General features: G+C 46.8%; 20 protein-coding genes. 16 read left to right on the top strand and 4 right to left on the bottom strand.

Annotated elements, in window-relative coordinates; translation table 11 throughout:
* Window positions 1-224 precede the first annotated feature (224 nt).
* Window positions 225-2,663 carry a glycerol-3-phosphate 1-O-acyltransferase PlsB gene (gene plsB / locus MHM89_RS18130; RefSeq protein WP_022944319.1) on the bottom strand — a complete coding sequence of 813 codons (2,439 nt, stop codon included), beginning with the start codon at window positions 2,661-2,663 and terminating at the stop codon, window positions 225-227.
* 633 nt (window positions 2,664-3,296) lie between these two features.
* Between plsB and rpsJ the strand changes: the two genes are divergently transcribed.
* From rpsJ to MHM89_RS18060, 14 genes are all read left to right on the top strand, one after another.
* Window positions 3,297-3,608: a 30S ribosomal protein S10 gene (gene rpsJ, locus MHM89_RS18125; protein WP_010376390.1), complete on the top strand. Its 312-nt coding sequence runs from the start codon at window positions 3,297-3,299 to the stop codon at window positions 3,606-3,608.
* A 27-nt stretch (window positions 3,609-3,635) separates the two neighbouring features.
* Window positions 3,636-4,271 (top strand): 50S ribosomal protein L3, encoded by a 636-nt coding sequence (gene rplC / locus MHM89_RS18120; protein WP_022944317.1) that lies wholly within the window; start codon window positions 3,636-3,638, stop codon window positions 4,269-4,271.
* A gap of 17 nt (window positions 4,272-4,288) precedes the next feature.
* Complete coding sequence (gene rplD, locus MHM89_RS18115) at window positions 4,289-4,894, top strand: 50S ribosomal protein L4 (protein WP_022944316.1); 606 nt, start codon at window positions 4,289-4,291, stop codon at window positions 4,892-4,894.
* Complete coding sequence (rplW, locus tag MHM89_RS18110) at window positions 4,891-5,193, top strand: 50S ribosomal protein L23 (RefSeq protein WP_022944315.1); 303 nt, start codon at window positions 4,891-4,893, stop codon at window positions 5,191-5,193. Before rplD ends, rplW begins: the two co-directional genes overlap by 4 nt.
* A 17-nt stretch (window positions 5,194-5,210) precedes the next feature.
* Window positions 5,211-6,035, top strand: coding sequence for a 50S ribosomal protein L2 (gene rplB / locus MHM89_RS18105; protein ID WP_022944314.1), 825 nt, complete (start codon window positions 5,211-5,213; stop codon window positions 6,033-6,035).
* 16 nt (window positions 6,036-6,051) lie between these two features.
* Window positions 6,052-6,330 (top strand): 30S ribosomal protein S19, encoded by a 279-nt coding sequence (rpsS, locus tag MHM89_RS18100; protein WP_010367084.1) that lies wholly within the window; start codon window positions 6,052-6,054, stop codon window positions 6,328-6,330.
* Window positions 6,331-6,340: 10 nt separating this feature from the next.
* Window positions 6,341-6,673: a 50S ribosomal protein L22 gene (gene rplV / locus MHM89_RS18095; protein WP_022944313.1), complete on the top strand. Its 333-nt coding sequence runs from the start codon at window positions 6,341-6,343 to the stop codon at window positions 6,671-6,673.
* Between the two features lie 12 nt (window positions 6,674-6,685).
* Window positions 6,686-7,387, top strand: coding sequence for a 30S ribosomal protein S3 (gene rpsC, locus MHM89_RS18090; RefSeq protein WP_022944312.1), 702 nt, complete (start codon window positions 6,686-6,688; stop codon window positions 7,385-7,387).
* Window positions 7,388-7,399: 12 nt separating this feature from the next.
* Entirely contained in the window at window positions 7,400-7,813 is a 414-nt protein-coding gene (gene rplP, locus MHM89_RS18085; RefSeq protein ID WP_022944311.1) for a 50S ribosomal protein L16, read from the top strand.
* Window positions 7,813-8,004 (top strand): 50S ribosomal protein L29, encoded by a 192-nt coding sequence (gene rpmC / locus MHM89_RS18080; protein ID WP_022944310.1) that lies wholly within the window; start codon window positions 7,813-7,815, stop codon window positions 8,002-8,004. Before rplP ends, rpmC begins: the two co-directional genes overlap by 1 nt.
* Window positions 8,004-8,261 carry a 30S ribosomal protein S17 gene (gene rpsQ, locus MHM89_RS18075; RefSeq protein ID WP_022944309.1) on the top strand — a complete coding sequence of 86 codons (258 nt, stop codon included), beginning with the start codon at window positions 8,004-8,006 and terminating at the stop codon, window positions 8,259-8,261. Before rpmC ends, rpsQ begins: the two co-directional genes overlap by 1 nt.
* 137 nt (window positions 8,262-8,398) lie before the next feature.
* Complete coding sequence (locus MHM89_RS18070) at window positions 8,399-8,992, top strand: hypothetical protein (RefSeq protein ID WP_239409402.1); 594 nt, start codon at window positions 8,399-8,401, stop codon at window positions 8,990-8,992.
* 101 nt (window positions 8,993-9,093) lie between these two features.
* The gene (locus MHM89_RS18065) at window positions 9,094-9,975 is read left to right on the top strand and encodes a hypothetical protein (protein WP_239409401.1); all 882 of its coding nucleotides are present in this window, start codon (window positions 9,094-9,096) and stop codon (window positions 9,973-9,975) included.
* Between the two features lie 69 nt (window positions 9,976-10,044).
* Window positions 10,045-10,872 carry an arylamine N-acetyltransferase gene (locus MHM89_RS18060; RefSeq protein ID WP_239409400.1) on the top strand — a complete coding sequence of 276 codons (828 nt, stop codon included), beginning with the start codon at window positions 10,045-10,047 and terminating at the stop codon, window positions 10,870-10,872.
* Between the two features lie 17 nt (window positions 10,873-10,889).
* On the opposite strand, the gene acnA is transcribed toward MHM89_RS18060, so the two are convergent.
* Both acnA and MHM89_RS18050 read right to left on the bottom strand, forming a co-directional pair.
* Window positions 10,890-13,628 carry an aconitate hydratase AcnA gene (gene acnA / locus MHM89_RS18055; protein ID WP_239409399.1) on the bottom strand — a complete coding sequence of 913 codons (2,739 nt, stop codon included), beginning with the start codon at window positions 13,626-13,628 and terminating at the stop codon, window positions 10,890-10,892.
* A gap of 142 nt (window positions 13,629-13,770) precedes the next feature.
* Window positions 13,771-14,121, bottom strand: a complete 351-nt coding sequence (locus MHM89_RS18050; protein ID WP_045979796.1) for an RNA-binding S4 domain-containing protein — start codon at window positions 14,119-14,121, stop codon at window positions 13,771-13,773.
* A 243-nt stretch (window positions 14,122-14,364) separates the two neighbouring features.
* Here MHM89_RS18050 and MHM89_RS18045 point away from each other — a divergent pair, with 243 nt between their 5' ends.
* Together MHM89_RS18045 and MHM89_RS18040 are read left to right on the top strand one after the other, a co-directional pair.
* Window positions 14,365-14,667, top strand: a complete 303-nt coding sequence (locus tag MHM89_RS18045; protein WP_022944303.1) for a hypothetical protein — start codon at window positions 14,365-14,367, stop codon at window positions 14,665-14,667.
* A gap of 96 nt (window positions 14,668-14,763) precedes the next feature.
* Window positions 14,764-15,411, top strand: a complete 648-nt coding sequence (locus MHM89_RS18040; RefSeq protein WP_022944302.1) for a hypothetical protein — start codon at window positions 14,764-14,766, stop codon at window positions 15,409-15,411.
* Between the two features lie 8 nt (window positions 15,412-15,419).
* On the opposite strand, the gene cysQ is transcribed toward MHM89_RS18040, so the two are convergent.
* Window positions 15,420-16,190 (bottom strand): 3'(2'),5'-bisphosphate nucleotidase CysQ, encoded by a 771-nt coding sequence (cysQ, locus tag MHM89_RS18035; RefSeq protein WP_239409398.1) that lies wholly within the window; start codon window positions 16,188-16,190, stop codon window positions 15,420-15,422.
* Window positions 16,191-16,192 lie beyond the last annotated feature (2 nt).

The following is a 16,192-nucleotide window of genomic DNA, read 5'->3' as shown; positions in this document are numbered from 1 at the left end:
AAGTCAGGCTTTAGCCTGATAACTGTGTAAGTTAATCTCGAGATTGTCAGGTCGCCAACAGTATCTAAACTATTTCACTGAGTTGTCAGGTTAAAACCTGACCCACAGATAACTAACTCAGGGCAGGCTACTAGGTAACAGATCCTGCGTTGTCAGGCTAAAGCCTGACCCACAGATAACTAATTCAAGCGAGGCTGTCGGTCAGGCTTGCACCTGACTCTTCGTTAGCGTGTTGCTGCCACCGTATCACTAATCGATTGCCAAATCCGTGCGGGTAACAGCTGGTGTAAATCCTCATTGAGAATAAGCAGAGCATCACTGTGTATTAGTTTATTGTCATCTTGTTTGCTGATTAATTGTTGCTCGCTGAGGTTGGCAATAAAGCTGGAAAGCACTTTTTTGTCAAAGAACTCGGGGCTCTTAATGCCATGCAAAGTGCCTAAACGTTGCGCCACGGCGGTGCTTTCTTTTTCCAGTTCTGCTGGACTCAAGCTTTTGTCTTCGCTGAGTAAGCCAATGACTAAGGCGTAGCGCATCAAGGTGTGATGTACCACTTTACCCAGCATTTCAAGCGTTGCAGGGTTATCGCCGTCTTTAAGTACTTCAAGCTGGTCGCCCTGTTCGCGGATCAGCCCTTGGTCAACAAAGCTACTAAGAATATTGTCGATATACTCATCTTTTAGCTCCAGTAAGAACCATTCTTTGGCAAACAGCGGGTATAGACGTTTAACTTGGGCTTTGCATTCACTGCGGGTAATTCGATGGTTGTTAAACAGTTGTTGTGCAATAACGCTAGGCACAGCAAATAAGTGCAGCACATTGTTACGGTAGTAATTAAATAAGGTGCGCTCTTTTTCGGTTATGGCAATAATGTCGCCGAATTGATCTTTAAGCACATCAAACTTGTTGAGTGTCAGTGCATGTTCCAGTAATTGCTCGGCGTTTTGTTCGGGCAGGGTTATTTGTTCGCTTAATGGCGCATCGCTGAGCATGCGCAGATAGAAGTTCATTTGCTCAATTAGCTGCACTTTACTGAGTGCAAACTGGTCGTTAGTCAGTAAAATGGTGGCTAATAGGTTGACCGAGTTGATGGCGGCAGCACTATTAATATTGACCATAATTTCATCGGCTAGCTTGCTTACCTGAGAGCCTAGCCATGCTGGTTTTTGTACATCGGTAGGGTGAATGGCGTCGCGCCAATCAGGCTGTTGCTCATTAAGGAATTGATTAACGTTAATGGGGGCGCCAAAATTCACATTACCACGGCCATAGTTCTTCAGGTTCTTGATGGCTTTAAACACCCCAAAGACCGATTCGTTCTTTTTATTATTACCCGCCAATTCTTTTAGGTAGGTGTTAATTTCCATGACGTGCTCGTAACCAATGTACACCGGTACAATAGAAATTGGGCGGTCAATCCCCCTTAGCATCGCTTGCAATGTCATTGCCAGCATTCCGGTTTTTGGGGGAAGTAAACGGCCAGTACGGCTGCGTCCACCCTCGGTATAAAACTTCACCGAGTAGCCTTTAATAAAGAGTTGACTGAGGTACTCTTTGAATACCGCTGAGTAGAGTTTATTACCGCTAAACGAGCGACGAATAAAGAACGCACCACTGCGACGGAATATCGGCCCTGCAGGGAAAAAATCCAGATTAATGCCGGCGGCAATATGCGGCGGTACTAAGCCTTGGTGATAAATTACATACGTGAGCAGTAGATAATCCATATGGCTGCGATGACAGGGGACATAAATGACTTCGTGGCCTTTGTCGGTGAGCTCACGCACTTGTTCGGCGTAACGTACATCAATACCGTTATACAGCTTGTTCCAAAGCCAAGTTAAGATTCTATCGGCAACACGAACCATGGCGTCAGAATAATTGGCAGCGACTTCATCGAGTAAACGTAAGGCGTTTTGTCGTGCTTCTTCATGACTTAAGCCTTTCGCTTTGGCTTCATCAGCAATGGCCTTTTTGATCGTCGGTGAGGCCAACAGTGAGTTAAAAAGCTGTTCTCTCGAGGGGAGTTTAGGCCCCGTAGCGGCCAACTTTTGACGGCGAAAGTGCACCCGCGCCACGCGAATAAGTTTGTGAGGTAGCTCGTCTTTATCCCCTTTTTCATGCACTAGTTGGGTTAAATCCAGCGGTTGGCTAAAGCGAATAAAGTTGTCGCGCCCGGAAAAAAGCACCACAAATATTTTGCGAAACCAGCTCGGTGTGAGCGAGTGAGAAATTAACGTTCCTAAACCAGGCTTTTCTTTTCCTGGATTACGACCCCATAAAATGGTCACCGGTATTATTTGGATTTTCTGCTCTGGAGCTTGCTCTAACGCGGCGAAAATACGCTTGCCTTGTTCGGTGGCGTCACTGGGTTTACTCGTTGAGCCGAACAATGGCGGCGGGTTTTGGATACCAATAAAGCGTGGTAACGACTTTGAAGCCAACAATTGTTCTTTGGTTGGATCCGGGAGGTTTAGGCGTCGACATACCTTGGCTAAAGCGGCGATATCGGTGCGCGAATTGAGTCGACCAATATAAAAGGTCGGTACGTTCACATCAAGCTCGTACTCTGTCACAGGCTCCTTGGGGAGCACCTTGGAGTTCACGCTCAAGGCGTTGAGGATGCGCGCTAAGAAATCTATACCACGGCTTAACACTTTCATGGAATGGGTCACTCACTAAAGCACTTTATCACTTTGCCACCATTGGCAATGGATAAGAAAACACAAAATAGTGCGATAGGATACCAAGTTATCACTGGACTGACCATTTTTGGGCAAGAGGCTGAAGGCTATTCATATTAGAAATCTTCACGTTAGCTTTTCTAATAAGGGGTTACTAATACGTTGGTTATAAAATAACCTGGCTTTAAGCTTGTTGTCAGTTCCCAAAACGGATAATACGAACAATGGCGCTTACATCAAGCATCAGGCTAGGTAATAAGTCGTATCCCTGGGACTGATTACCTCGTTACGAAGGACATGAAGAGGGCGTTTGCATAGCAGCAGCACCCTTGCTCTGTAGGCGTACTTCTTCTTGTCTAACGTACTTCTTTTATTATGCAAATAGTTGTTGCATTTATCACCAATCTCTCTATAATACGCAGACTTTCTTTGCCATAGGCTCGCCTAGGTAGAAGGAAGTTAAATATAGGCTTGGATTTCAAGCAATAAACAGGAGTTCCGATTTGGAACTCAACGTAGATATAAGAGAACAACCGACTCCTTAAAATATTAGGGATGCTTCGGCGGTTTTTTTATGCTCTTTTTAAATGCTCTTTTAATTGAGGTTTTAGAATGTCAAATCAACGCATTCGCATTCGCCTAAAAGCTTTTGACCACCGTTTGATTGACCAATCAACGGCGGAAATTGTGGAAACTGCGAAACGCACAGGTGCTCAGGTACGTGGTCCAATCCCACTTCCTACACGCAAAGAACGTTTCACTGTATTGATCTCTCCGCACGTTAACAAAGACGCGCGTGATCAGTACGAGATCCGCACCCACAAACGTCTGATCGACATCGTAGAGCCAACTGACAAGACTGTAGACGCACTTATGCGCCTAGACCTTGCTGCTGGTGTTGATGTTCAAATCAGCCTGGGTTAATCGGAAGATTAGAGAGGTTTTAGGAAAATGGCATTAGGTCTAGTCGGTCGTAAAGTGGGTATGACTCGCATCTTCACTGAAGATGGCGTATCTATCCCTGTGACAGTTATCGAAGCGACTCCTAACCGTGTTACGCAGATTAAATCTGACGAAACAGACGGTTATAACGCGCTTCAAGTAACCGCAGGCGAGAAAAAAGCTAGCCGTGTAAACAAACCAGCAGCGGGTCACTTCGCTAAAGCTGGTGTTGAAGCGGGTCGCGGTCTGTGGGAATTCCGTCTTAATGGCGGTGAAGGCGACTTTGAAGTAGGTAGCGAAATCACTGTTGATGTATTCAACGAAGTGAAAAAAGTAGACGTTACTGGTACTTCAAAAGGTAAAGGTTTCCAAGGTGGTGTTAAGCGCTGGAACTTCTCCATGCAAGACGCGACTCACGGTAACTCAATTTCTCACCGTGCTCCTGGTTCAATCGGTCAAAACCAATCACCTGGTAAGGTGTTTAAAGGTAAGAAAATGGCTGGTCAAATGGGTAATGTGCAATCCACAACTCAGAACCTTGAGCTAGTACGTGTTGACGCTGAGCGTAATCTGCTTCTAGTTAAAGGTGCAGTACCTGGCGCTATCGGCGGTGACGTTATCGTTAAACCTGCTGTTAAAGCATAAGTCCTGGAGATTTAGTGATGGAATTAGCAATTAAAGACGCGTCAGGCGCTCTTGAAGTTTCCGAAGCTACTTTTGGACGTGAGTTTAACGAAGCCTTAGTACACCAAGTAGTTGTTGCTTATGCAGCAGGTGCTCGTCAAGGTACTAAAGCTCAGAAGACACGTTCTGAAGTAAGCGGTGGCGGTAAGAAGCCATGGCGTCAAAAAGGTACTGGCCGTGCTCGTGCTGGTACAATCCGCAGCCCAATCTGGCGCAGCGGTGGTGTGACTTTTGCAGCTAAGCCGCAAGATCACAGCCAAAAAGTTAACCGTAAGATGTATCGCGGTGCGATTAAGAGCATCTTGTCTGAGCTTGTTCGTCAAGAGCGTTTAGTTGTCGTTGAGAACTTCGCTGTTGAAGCTCCTAAGACAAAAGAGCTTGTAGCTAAGCTTAAAGAGCTTGAGCTTAAAGACGTGCTTATCGTGACTGAGGAAGTAGAAGAAAATCTATTCCTTGCTGCACGTAACCTTTATAAGGTTGACGTCCGTGATGTAGCTGGCATTGACCCTGTAAGCCTAATCGCATTCGATAAGGTTCTTATTACTAAGGGTGCTGTTAAGCAACTTGAGGAGGCGCTAGCATGATCCGTGAAGAACGTCTTTTAAAAGTAATCCTTGCTCCACACATCTCTGAGAAGAGCACTGTATCTGCTGAAGAAAACAACACCATTGTTTTCAAAGTAGCAAAAGATGCAACTAAAGCTGAAGTTAAAGCAGCTGTAGAGAAGCTTTTCGAAGTAGAAGTAACTGGTGTTCGCACACTGAATGTTAAGGGTAAATCAAAGCGTACTGGTATGCGTTTCGGCCGCCGCAGCGACTGGAAGAAAGCCTACGTTACTCTTAAAGAAGGTAGCGAGCTAGACTTTGTCGGCGGCGCCGAGTAATAAGGGGAGTTAGAATTATGGCACTTCAAAAGTGTAAACCAACTTCTGCGGGTCGTCGTCACGTCGTTAAAGTGGTAAACCCTGATCTACATAAGGGTAAGCCATACGCTCCGCTTCTAGAGAAAAACTCTAAATCTGGTGGTCGTAACAACAAAGGTCGTATCACGGTTCGTCATATCGGTGGTGGTCACAAGCATCACTATCGTGTAATTGACTTTAAACGCACTAAAGATGGCATCCCAGCTAAAGTAGAGCGTCTAGAGTATGATCCAAACCGTAGCGCGAACATCGCGTTGGTTTGTTATGCAGACGGTGAGCGTCGTTACATCATCGCTCCAAAAGGTCTTAAGGCCGGTGATTCAATCCAATCTGGTGTGGATGCACCAATCAAGGTTGGTAATACATTGCCTATGCGCAATATGCCGGTTGGTTCGACTGTACACAACGTAGAGCTTAAGCCTGGTAAAGGTGCCCAGATGGCACGTTCAGCAGGTGCATACGTACAAATCCTAGCACGTGAAGGTCAATACGTGACTCTACGTCTTCGTTCAGGCGAAGTTCGTAAAGTTGAGTCAGACTGTCGCGCTACACTAGGTGAAGTAGGTAATGCTGAGCACATGCTACGTTCACTAGGTAAAGCTGGTGCTAACCGCTGGCGCGGTGTTCGTCCGACCGTTCGTGGTGTTGCCATGAACCCGGTAGATCACCCACACGGTGGTGGTGAAGGTCGTACTTCTGGTGGTCGTCACCCTGTATCTCCATGGGGCACGCCTACTAAAGGTTACAAGACCCGTAAGAACAAGCGTACTGATAAGTTCATCGTACGTCGTCGTACTAAATAATAGTTGAGGAATAGCCATGCCACGTTCTCTCAAGAAAGGTCCTTTTATTGACCTGCACTTGCTGAAGAAGGTAGAGAAAGCGTTGGAAAGCGGTGACAAGAAGCCAATTAAAACTTGGAGCCGTCGTTCAATGATCATACCTAACATGATCGGATTGACCATCGCTGTCCATAATGGTCGTCAGCACGTTCCTGTGTTTGTCACAGACGAAATGATCGGTCACAAACTAGGTGAGTTTGCACCTACACGTACTTATCGCGGCCATGCTGCTGATAAGAAAGCGAAGAAACGTTAAGGGGTTGAAGATGGAAGCATTAGCTAAACACAAATTCGCCTCTGGTTCGGCGCAAAAAGCACGTCTAGTTGCTGATCAGATCCGTGGACTACCGGTCGATCGCGCGCTAGAAATCCTGGCGTACAGCCCTAAAAAAGCGGCTGTGTTAGTTAAAAAAGTACTTGAGTCTGCTATCGCGAACGCGGAGCACAACGAAGGTGCTGACATTGATGAGCTTGTAGTAGCGAAAGTATTTGTAGACGAAGGTCCTACAATGAAACGCATTATGCCTCGTGCTAAAGGACGCGCAGACCGCATCCTTAAGCGTACAAGCCACATCACTGTTGTGGTTTCGGATAGCTAGGAGATATAAGTAATGGGACAAAAAGTTCATCCTACTGGTATTCGCCTAGGTATCTCTAAACCTTGGGTTTCTACCTGGTACGCGAATACAAAAGATTTCTCTGAACAGCTTTTTGGCGATCACAAAGTACGTTCTTTCCTTACTAAGGAACTTAAGAACGCTTCTGTGGCTAAAATCGTTATCGAGCGTCCAGCTAAATCAATCCGTGTAACAATTCACACAGCTCGTCCTGGTGTTGTTATCGGTAAAAAAGGCGAAGACGTTGAAAAGCTACGTCAAGCTGTAACTAAAATCGCTGGTGTACCTGCGCAAATCAATATTGCGGAAGTACGTAAACCAGAACTTGATGCACAACTAGTTGCTGACGGCATTGCCTCACAGCTAGAGCGTCGTGTTATGTTCCGTCGCGCAATGAAGCGTTCGGTACAAAATGCAATGCGCTTAGGTGCAAAAGGTATCAAAGTTGAAGTAAGCGGTCGTCTAGGCGGCGCAGAAATCGCACGTGCTGAGTGGTACCGTGAAGGTCGTGTACCTCTACACACTCTACGTGCTGATATCGATTACGCAACTTCTGAAGCTTCAACCACTTACGGCATCATCGGTGTTAAAGTATGGATCTTCAAAGGCGAAGTAATTGGTGGTCTTCCACTAAACGCTGAGCAAGAGAAGCCTGCTAAACGCGGACCGAAGAAAGCCAAGAAAAGTGCTAAGTAGGAGTAGCGAGTAATGTTACAGCCAAAACGTACAAAATTCCGTAAGGTGCACAAAGGCCGCAACCGTGGTCTTGCACAAAACGGTAACAAAGTAAGCTTCGGTACTTTCGGTCTTAAAGCCACTGGCCGTGGTCGTATGACTGCACGTCAAATCGAAGCAGCTCGTCGAGCTATGACACGTCACATCAAGCGTCAAGGTAAAATCTGGATCCGTGTATTCCCAGACAAGCCAATCACTGAAAAGCCGCTTGAAGTTCGTATGGGTAAAGGTAAAGGTTCTGTTGAATACTGGGTTGCTGAAATTCAGCCTGGTAAAGTACTTTACGAGATGGAAGGTGTTTCAGAAGAGCTTGCTCGCGAAGCATTTAACCTAGCTGCTCGTAAATTACCTTTCAAAACCACTTTTGTAACTCGGACGGTGATGTAATGAAAGCTAGCGAACTTAAAGACAAAAGCGTAGAAGAGCTTAACGCTGAACTTATCGAGCTTCTTCGTGAGCAGTTCAACCTGCGCATGCAAGCAAGCACTGGTCAGCTAGCTCAATCTCATATGCTACGTAAAGTACGTCGCGATATCGCGCGTGTTAAAACGGTTATCAACCAGAAGGCAGGTGCATAATGAGCGAGAAGATCCGTACTCTACAAGGCCGTGTAATTAGCGACAAGATGGACAAGTCTTTCACTGTTGCTGTGGCACGTTACGTGAAGCACCCGGTATACGGTAAATTCATGAAGCGTACAACCAAGTTGCACGTGCATGACGAGAACAACACTGCTCAAACAGGCGATACAGTTACTATTCGTGAATGTGCGCCTATCTCTAAGACTAAGTCTTGGACTTTGGTAGACGTTGTTGAGCGTCCTAAGAAAGCTTAATTTTATTAAGTTTGATTAGACGACTGAAAAGCCCCGGCATATGCTGGGGCTTTTTGTTGTTGGCGACCTTAAACCTTGGTGTCATAATGGGTTCACTTACCTAGCTTTCTCTAGCCCAGCTCGAAAAAGGGGCCTCAATGAGCACCTCACTACAAGACGTATTAATCCTTGGCAATGCGCCAATCAAAGACAATTTAGCTGCGCAGGTCGATGCATTTGAGCGCGTAGTACGTTTTAACTTTTGTGCCGGAATGCCCGTAAATTTGGGTAGCAAGTGCACTGACTTATGGTTAACTGGACGCGGACGTCAGGCTGCAAAACTGTTGCAACAGCCTATCGCTGTAGACCCTGAGCGATTACAAAATGTGGTGATCACTGACCCGCCTGCACAGCCTGTTGTGCAATCACTATTTCGACTGATCCGTCGTCAAGGAAAGTATGATCATGGTGCGGCACTGCTGGCTAAATTTGCATCAAGCCAGTCTGGTTGGCGTGTTAGCAAAGAGACTCGCAAGCAGTTACTAAAGCGTTTGCATACTTATGGTAAACCGCAATATAAGCCAGTTTGTCCGAGCTCTGGTACCTTAGCGATTGACCACTTCTTACAGCAAGGCCACCGCGTTACTATCACCGGGTTTGGTTTTCAGGGTTGGAAGCGACATCCTTGGGACTTAGAGCAGCGTTATGTTGCCGAACTTGTCGATACTGGCAAGTTACAGTGGTTAACCTGAACACAAAGCGTCGAGACGACATAGCCTCAGATATAGCTTAACTTGGCATTATGCCATGGTACTTCTAAACTGAGTTTATCAATCACAGCTGTGTCGTGTAGATGAAAAGTGCAGTACCTATTTTATTAATCCTGTTTTTGCTCTGTGGCAGCGCCAGTGCCAAGGCGGTGCGATATATCGAGCCCTTTTTTGGCGATGCGACCAGTGATAACAGTTTTCATATCCAAGTTCTCAAACGTGCATTGAGTTTGTCAGAGGCCAAGTTTGGTGCAATTTCTACGCAAGCAATAGATACACCTATGTTGCAAGGAAGGCAATTTCGCGCATTGGCGCGCGCCGATATTGACGTATTATGGTCGATGACGTCCCGTGCCCGTGAGCTTGAAGCCCGACCTATTCGTGTACCACTTACTATGGGGCTCATTGGCTATCGCGTCTTTGTTATTAAGCAGCGAGATCGCCATCGCTTTGCCACATTAACTAGCAAAGCACAACTACAACAACTACTTGCGTTGCAAGGCCATGATTGGCCGGATACGGAAATTATGAGTAGTAATGGTTTTAAAGTACGTGGCGTAAGTTGGCATCAAAGTATGTATAAATTACTGGCCGAAGATAAGTTTGATTATTTTCCTCGGGGCGTCCTTGAAATTGGCGCTGAGGGGGAAGGGTTAGCGGCCTATGCGCTGAGTATAGACTCCAAATGGGTGCTTCATTACCCCGCCGCAAGCTATTTTTTTGTGCGTCATGAAGATGCCTCATTAGCGCAGCGCTTAGAGTATGGTCTGGTGGCCATGCTGCAAAGCGGCGAGCTAAAAGCTATGATTCTCAATAATCCACACCATATTAATGCGTTGCGTATGCTTAACTTCTCTGATCGCGAGTTTATTCGCTTGGATAATCCGCTCCTTCCCGATAGTACACCCACGCTGGATCCGAAATATTGGCTCACGCCACAAGAATTATCTGAATTAGTGTATTAAGCGCTTGACCTTAAGCTAGGTTCAGGTTTTACAGTTTTGCTATCACACTGATAGTAAAGGAACTTAAGCATGACCCCTATGAACCAATATCTACAGGCGCTAAGTGTTCGCAACTACGAGAATTCATTCGCGCAAGTTAACCAGTTGATCCGCTCTCATTTGCAGCAATTTGCCTTTAGCAGTATCAATTCGCTACTCGGTCGAACGCTGAGTTTAGCGCCTGATGATTTAACCGAAAGAGTGGTTATCAAGCGCCAAGGAGGCTACTGCTTCGAGCACAATAAGCTGATGTACACATTGCTACAGATCTTGGGTTATGACGTTCGTCCAGTGATTGCAAGGGTCATGGTTAATGGTCGCAATGACAACCCCCGCTCCCATCGCTTAACCGTATTACGGTGGCAGCAAAAAACCTTTCTAGTTGATGTCGGCTTTGGCGTATTGACGCCGGCTGTAGCAATAGAGCTCGATAACACTGCTATACAGTCGGCCTTTGGGCGGCAGTATCGTGTAGAGGTGCGAGATGGTGAATATTTAGTATGGCAGGTTGCTCCCGAGCAAGTGTGCTTATATCAGGTTTCTTTGGCGAGATTTTACGAACAGGATTGTGAAGTCGCTCACTTTTATAGCCACCGGCATGATAAGGCGGCGTTCGTCAATAACCTGGTGGTGTCTCGTATTACTGCTGAGCAACGGTGGTTGTTGTGCAATGACAGCTTTACTCACTTTGAGCTACAACAAGGACGATGGCAACAACACCAGCAGGCTATACGCAGTGTTGATCATTTGCACTGTTTGCTGAGCAATCAACTGCAGGTCAATATTAGCTTGGCAGATTCGCAGCTGCTTTTTCAGCGCTTTGTGAATAAAGTTGAGGCAATAAAAAGCCGCGCATAATGCGCGGCTTGATACATTTAAGCAACCATCTGTCGCAGCACGTACTGCAAGATTCCACCGTGCTTGTAGTAATCCCACTCTTTGGGCGTGTCTATTCTTACATCGGCTTTAAACTCGGTTTTATTGCCATCCTCGTCGGTGGCTATAATCTCAAGTTCATCGGCTTTATCGAATAGGCCATTAATATCGAAGGTTTCTTTGCCAGTAAGCCCCAGCTCTTCGTGCCCTTCGCCTTCTTTAAATTGCAGGGGTAGCACGCCCATGCCGATTAGGTTCGAACGGTGTATACGCTCGTAGCTTTTTGCAATCACGGCTTTTATGCCTAGCAATAAAGAGCCCTTTGCAGCCCAGTCACGCGAAGAACCTGTGCCGTACTCCGCGCCAGCAAGCACGACCAATGGCGTGCCTTGCTCTTGGTACTGCATCGCGGCATCGTAAATACTGGCAATATCATCCTCGGGTTGAGTGCGAGTAATACCGCCCTCGGTGCCGGGGGCAAGCTGATTGCGCAGACGGACATTAGCGAAGGTGCCACGCATCATTACTTCGTGGTTACCGCGACGTGAGCCGTAGGAGTTAAAGTCGCCTTTAGCTACGCCATTTTTAAGTAAATACTGACCTGCGGGAGCATCGGCTTTGATGGCACCTGCTGGTGAGATGTGGTCGGTCGTTACTGAATCGCCTAACTTGGCAAGACATCGCGCGCCTTCAATAGTAGGAATACCTGGGGCTTCCTTACTCATGTTGTCAAAGAAAGGCGCTTTACGAATATAGGTTGAGTCGTCGCTCCACTCGTAACGCTTTGCCTCTGGCACCTTAATATTGCGCCAGCGTTCGTCGCCTTTGTAAACGTCGGCGTAGCTCTTAGCAAACATTTCTTTGGTGACAGTCGATTTCACCAAATCAGCCACCTCGCTAACCGATGGCCAAATATCTTTTAGATAGACATCTTCGCCATTGCTATCTTGCGTCAGTGGCTCGTTGTATACATCTATATCGGTGCGCCCGGCAATAGCATAAGCGACGACTAAGGGCGGCGAGGCCAAAAAGTTCATCTTCACATCTTGGTGAATACGACCCTCGAAATTACGGTTACCGGAAAGAATCGAGCTTACCACGAGTTTGTGCTGAGAAACGGCTTCCTGAATTTCATCAGGTAGCGGGCCAGAATTACCGATGCAGGTTGTACACCCGTAGCCTACTAGGTTAAAGCCAAGGGCTTCCAAGTCGTCCATTAATTCAGCCTTTTTCAGGTAATCAGTGACCACCTGAGAGCCTGGCGCTAAAGACGTCTTCACCCAAGGCTTAACGTTTAGCCCCATCTCTTTGGCTTTTTTCGCTACCAAGCCCGCAGCAAGAATGACACTGGGGTTGGAGGTATTAGTACAACTAGTGATCGCGGCGATGACGCAGGCACCATCGTTTAACTCGAATTCTTCACCCTTGTAGTTTACTTTGGCAACACCGGTGACCTCAGGTTCAGTTTTAGACTGCTTCGGCTGGCCGCCTTCGGAAACGATGCGAGCTTCGTCTTCAACTTCCAATGCTTTCTTCTCTGCGCGTTCATCTTGAAAGCCGCGCAGGTGTTTGGTGATGGTGTCACCCGCCTCATTGAGCGGAATGCGGTCTTGTGGGCGTTTTGGCCCTGCTAAGCTGGGTACAACGTCACCTAAGTCGAGCTCCAAGGTGTCGGTGTACATAGGTTCGTCGCCTGGCTCTCGCCACATGCCTTGATGTTTGGCGTAAGACTCAATGAGTTCGATTTGCTCATCGCTGCGATTTGTGAGCTTAAGGTACTCTAGTGTTTCTTGGTCAATCGGGAAGATACCGCAGGTGGCACCATATTCTGGTGCCATATTAGCGATAGTCGCGCGGTCAGCGAGCGGTAAATCTGCTAGGCCGTCACCGTAGAACTCCACAAATTTACCTACGACGCCTTTCTCTCTGAGCATCTGCGTCACTGTGAGTACTAAATCGGTTGCGGTGGTGCCCTCGGGCAGAGCGCCTTTGAGTTTGAAGCCAATTACTTGTGGGATCAGCAGACTTATTGGTTGGCCTAACATCGCAGCTTCGGCTTCGATACCGCCCACACCCCAACCTAATACACCTAGGCCATTAATCATGGTGGTGTGTGAATCGGTGCCCACGAGGCTATCGGGGTACGCTACGCGCTGGCCATTATCCTCTTTGGTAAATACCACACGTGCTAAATATTCGAGGTTAACTTGGTGAACAATACCGGTTGCCGGTGGCACAACTTTCAAGTTATCAAAAGCAGTTTGTCCCCAACGTAAAAATTCATAGCGCTCTTTATTGCGCTCGTATTCAAGTTTAGCATTCAGATCAAAGGCACCGTCTTTACCATAGCTATCAACTTGGACCGAGTGGTCAATGACTAACTCAGCCGGCGATAACGGGTTAATCTTGCTGGGGTCGCCACCTAGTTGCTCCATGGCATCGCGCATGGCCGCTAAGTCGACGATAGCCGGTACACCAGTGAAGTCTTGCATCACTACCCGAGCGGGTGTGAACGCGACTTCTTTACTTGGCTTGGCACTAGGGTCCCAATCAAGCAGAGCTTGAATGTCGTCTTTGGTAATGTTTTCGCCATCTTCATGGCGCAGGAGGTTTTCGAGTAAAATTTTCAACGAAAATGGTAAACGTTTCGCAGCATTACCGAGCGGACGAAGAGAGTGGATATGATATTGCTCAGCATTAACAGTAAGCTGTTCAAGCGTTTTGAAGCTGTTGTTCATTGTGACCCCTTTTATTTTTCCATTATTCCTTCATGGGTAACGCAAGATGCGATCCAACATGAATAATGCCCTTGATTATGACTAAATTTTAGTCATAAATTAGAAGTGGGGTAGAAAAGGATGTTTTCAAGGGGTCTTTGGGTTATCCAAAAGAAATAGGCTTGCGTCCGGTGCGCTCATCTCGTTGTGGCTTTTTGGCTTTTTGTTTTTTTGCAGGAGTGTGAGTTTTAGCCTCTGGATGGGGCTTAGGTTGTCGTTGCACCATATTCTCTGCCGCGCTTAACGCAAATAGCTCGCCATTGAAATATAAGGTGTCTCCTGCACGCATTTTTTTGCGCTTTTGTGTGCAGACCTCTCCGTTAACACCTACGTAGCCGTCGGCGATAAGTAGTTTAGCATGGCCTCCACCTTCGGCTAAGTCGAGCACTTTTAAGAGCTTACATAGCTCAATAGGCTCTTCCTCTAATTGCACTTCAATCATGTCGTCATTCATAGTTGAACCAAAGCGAATCGTTATTACGTACAGTATACCCGATAGGCTGCACCACAATGAGAAAATTTGCACTGAACTCATGCAAAATTTACCACTCTAATTGCTGTGACCTTCATGAAAGTGCCATTGAGGCCTATTAAAATAGCGCTTTGAGATTTTGGCGCAGTATTTGCTGGTAAGTGCCAGCCAAATATTTCAGGTAGGTGTAATGGCCCACCAACTTTAACAAATGGAGCTAAGAAAATGGGCGCAAGACAAGCTGTATTCGAAGAGCTTTTAAGTAGTAAATTTGCAGACCATTGCAGTGCAGAGCAAGTCCGTACATCGTTAACACGTGCTATTAAGGCTAATTCGCCACAACGTGAGTTGCTCTTCACTTTGTTATCTCGTTTTAATGACAATCATAACCGCATTCTGTACCAAGGGCACAGTGGCGAAGCTGAGCTTACTTATTGCCACCATAAGTTGTTCAAAGAAGTGACTTATCACAAAGACAGCATCAATAAGTGGTTGGCGAATCACGGTGTAAACACAGTAAACCTTTAGCCACTACAATAATGAGTTTATATACGAGCAGCACCTTGTGCTGCTTTTTTAATTGCTGTAAATTAATTGATTACAAGTGTAATCAATTGGTGAGTAATGAAGGAATTATTACTATTTATCGGTATTTTCGTTTTGGCAGGCTGCCAAAGTGCTCGCATTCATATAGTCGCGCCGAGTTTTGATAAGCAGCAAAAGCAGCAGCTAGCACAGCATTTTGCTGATCAAAACTTGAAGGTTAACTTTGCTCAAGGAGTGCTTGCCCCGAGCGAGTTCAATGAGGCAAGCATCACCATGAGCCCAACATTTGCTGACTTCAAGTTATTGGGCTTAGTAAAGGATGCACTGCGCAGCGCAGGTTATTACAAGGTGGACGAACTGCGTTTTGCTCAGCAGCAACAGTTTTATTATGAAGGGCACATCGGTGTCTATTTATTGTTACCTAAAGAGCAAAGGTTGCCTTTATATGTGGAGAGCGAGGATTGCACCCCTTATCGCACGTTAATGCTAACGCCAGAGGGTCGATGGCAGCTTGATGATTTTGTCTCAAAACCTCTCGCTGGTACTTGGCGTCGCCAAGGTGACCGTGTGGTGTTAACTAGCGATAGCGGCGTTGATACCCACCTTCATTATGAGCGTACCACGCGGATAACCTACCGGGGTGAGCGCCCGGCGCATGTACTTAAAGCGTTGCCAGGCACACAAGGTGCATTCAAGTGCACCTTTGTTGCTATTAATATGAATTAAAGACGATATTAGTCGTTTAATGCGCTAACGATGAAGTACGGATTAAGGTAGCTGTCTTTTTGGTTGTAGCGCAGTGGCTCACCTTCAATCGTTGTGACCCGGGCTCCGGCAATTGCGGCAACCGCGTGCCCGGCGCCGGTATCCCACTCCGATGTCGGCCCTAAACGTGGATATATGTCAGCTTCTCCTTCGGCGACTAGGCATAGCTTGAGCGAACTGCCTTTAGCGACCATATCCACCTCCTCGAACTGAGTAAGGTATTGCGCTAACTCCTCAGATGGGTGCGAGCGACTGCCGACCACCCTTATTAACCCTTGGTTTTGCTTTGCTGTCACTTTAAGCTCAATGCGCTCTTCGCCTTGTTGTTTAAAGGCGCCAATCTCTTTTGCAGCAAGATAGCTGACTCCCAGAGCGGGTGCATCAACGACACCCAGTACCGGCTCACCCTTGTCAATCAGCGCAATATTGACTGTAAACTCACCATTTTTCTTTATAAATTCTTTGGTCCCGTCGATAGGATCAACGAGCCAGTAACGTTGCCACTGCTGGCGCTGTTGCCATGAAATACCCGCGCTTTCTTCACTGAGAATGGGAAGCTCCGGAGTCAGTGCTTGAAGCCCTGCGACGATCACCTTGTGAGCCGCTAAATCGGCATCAGTGACCGGGCTTTTATCATCCTTATACTCCACGGCGAAATCTTTGTTATAGATTGTCATCGCAGCTTGGCCTGCGTCACGAGCAAGGTCGAGGATATTTTCTAGCAACTCTGGAGGGTTCATAC

Origin of the sequence: Pseudoalteromonas sp. CNC9-20, from assembly GCF_022347875.1 — a bacterium.
Classification (GTDB): domain Bacteria; phylum Pseudomonadota; class Gammaproteobacteria; order Enterobacterales; family Alteromonadaceae; genus Pseudoalteromonas; species Pseudoalteromonas ruthenica.
This window is presented reverse-complemented; position numbering and strand designations above follow the sequence as displayed.